This is a genomic window from Anaerosporobacter sp., assembly GCF_031551385.1.
GTDB lineage: Bacteria > Bacillota > Clostridia > Lachnospirales > Lachnospiraceae > Anaerosporobacter.
The window spans coordinates 1-2,634 of sequence record NZ_JAVBNS010000142.1 but is presented as its reverse complement, the minus strand read 5'-3'; the positions used below and the strand labels follow the sequence as shown (position 1 = coordinate 2,634).

The 2,634-nt window shown below is 35.6% G+C and carries 2 protein-coding genes; one reads left to right on the top strand and one right to left on the bottom strand.

Going from position 1 to position 2,634, the window contains the following annotated elements; all coding sequences use genetic code 11:
* The first annotated feature begins 287 nt into the window (after nt 1-287).
* Complete coding sequence (gene xylB / locus RMR19_RS11805) at nt 288-1,757, top strand: xylulokinase (protein WP_310603691.1); 1,470 nt, start codon at nt 288-290, stop codon at nt 1,755-1,757.
* A gap of 236 nt (nt 1,758-1,993) precedes the next feature.
* Here xylB and RMR19_RS11800 read toward each other — a convergent pair.
* Nucleotides 1,994-2,634 (bottom strand): hypothetical protein (locus RMR19_RS11800; RefSeq protein ID WP_310603690.1); only part of this gene is annotated, 641 nt, incomplete at its 5' end.

Here is a 2,634-nt window from a genome sequence, read left to right as displayed (position 1 = left end):
TATACAATAAAAAAAACTTAATTAGTAGACTTTATCGATATTTTCCCATTTATTTCGAAACTTTTGGTTACTCTTTTTGCAAAATAATCAAATAATCACAGTAACATTTTTATGCATTTTTCCAATAAAACGCCAGTATTTCATTGACAAAATATCTATTTTATAGTATGTTTAGTATATAGTTTAATGAATAAACAAACATTGTGCATCGTAGATTAAAAAAAGAAAACATTCTTCTTTTTTTACCCCCTACGAGTACTCAAATATAGAAAGGATGAGGTATTTATATGTTATATATCGGTATTGATTTAGGTACATCAGCAGTTAAACTTCTACTTATGGACGCAACAGGAGATATTAAGAAAATTGTTTCAAAAGAATATCCAATCTTCTTCCCACAAACAGGTTGGTCGGAACAAAATCCAGAGGATTGGTACAATGCAACGATTGCTGGTTTAAAAGAATTAACTGCAGAATGCGACACTACATTAATCAATGGTTTAAGCTTTAGTGGTCAAATGCACGGACTTGTTATTCTTGATAAAGATGACCAAGTTATCCGTCCAGCAATCCTATGGAATGACGGTCGTACACAAAAGGAATGTGACTACTTAAACAATGAAATTGGACGAGCACAATTATCTCAGTATACTGCAAACGTAGCTCTTACTGGTTTCACTGCTCCTAAGATTCTTTGGGTTAAGAATAACGAACCAGAAAATTTCTCTCGTATCGAAAAAATTATGTTACCAAAAGACTATTTAGCATATCGTTTAACAGGAAATCACTGCACGGACGTATCGGATGCTTCTGGAATGCTTCTTCTTGATGTTAAGAATAAATGCTGGTCAAAAGACATGATTTCTATTCTTGGTCTTAATGAAAAACAATTAGCTGAGATTCATGAAAGTGCTGATGTTATCGGTACTGTGAAAGAATCAGTTGCTACAGAATTAAACTTCCCTTCCACTGTAAATGTTATTATCGGTGGTGGTGATCAAGCTGTTGCTGCTGTTGGTACTGGTACAGTTGGTGATGGTATGTGTAATATTTCTCTTGGTACATCAGGTGTTGTATTTATCGCAAGTAAAAACTTTGCAGTAGACGATAACAATGCAATGCACGCATTTGCTCATGCAGATGGAAAATACCACCTTATGGGTGTAACATTAAGTGCCGCTGCTTCAAACAAATGGTGGATGGACGAAGTAATCGGAACAAAAGATTACGCTGCAGAACAAAAAGACATTACAACATTAGGTGAGAACAATATCTTCTTCCTACCATACTTAATGGGAGAAAGAACTCCACACAACAATCCAGACGCAAGAGGAACATTTATCGGTATGACAATGAATACAACTCGTGCTGATATGACACAAGCTGTTTTAGAAGGTGTTGCTTACTCATTAAGAGACTGCCTTGAGATTGCTCGTTCCCTTGGTGTTAAAATCGAGAGAACTCGTATTAATGGTGGTGGTGCTAAGAGTCCATTATGGAAAAAGATTATCGCTAACGTTATGAACGTTACTGTAGATACAATTAACAGTGAAGAAGGCCCTGCTTTCGGTGCTGCCATTCTTGCTTGTGTTGGTTGCAAAGAATATGCTACTGTTGAAGAAGCAGCAAGTAAATTAATTCAAGTAATCGACTCTGTTGAACCTGATACGGAATTAGTCAATGCATACGAGAAACAATACAAGAAATTCGTTACGATTTACCCTGCATTGAAAGATGTATTTGGTGTGATTAAATAATTTCTTGAATCCAGAAATACTATCTCAAACATAACTTTTAGAATAGAATAAGGACTATAGCAAAATACATTTTAGCCCTAATATATCGTGATACATTTATAATGTCACTATATAGGATAGAAAAATTTCTTTTTGCTATAGCCCTTTTTTATTTTTTATATCTTAATTCTGTTTTTGGTGTTTCAATAGTGGAGGTAAACCTTACCTGTTTGGCATACTGCCGATTATTCATCTCCTCATCCTGCATCAACCACTCCACGTTCATACAACTTCAATCTACCTTGTTTCCCAACAAGATTAATTGCCCCAACACTACACATAACATGCAAAGCCACCTGTGCCAATCCTATAGGCACTTTCGCTATCCTCGCATAGTCTTTTGTTGTAAATTGCTCTGGTAATTCATCTGGCAGCAGTCTGCTATAATCTGATACCGAATTAATCGCTATCACTTCTTGAAGTCCGATTGGTATTCTGTCACTGCAACTAGAACCTTTCTTCTTATCCTTGCTCCAGCCATTTAGAAAACGATATTCTTCTATATCAACCATAACGATTTTTAGATGAAAATTCGGGTTATTCAAGTATTCTTTTATCTTATATAATTCTATAAAAGCTTGATGAGGTTTCCCCTTTTTCGGCGACTTTCTTCTCGGCGTTACTTCTCCAGTTGTTTCATCAATCCAGCATAACCATTTATTATATGCAATCGGATAAACAATCGTAACCGAATGCTCAGGCAAAAATGTAGCCAATTTCCCGCGAAGTTTGTTAAACTGTCTTGTCTGAATCTCAATAACTCCCGATTCGTTCAATATATCAGCAACCTTCGCACCAATCTTAATCTCTTGTTTCCTGCTATCAGGCTCGTAATAAT

Excerpts from the sequence above, each read along its gene's own strand:
- xylB (WP_310603691.1), top strand. The coding sequence starts at position 288 with ATGTTATATATCGGTATTGATTTAGGTACATCAGCAGTTAAACTTCTA.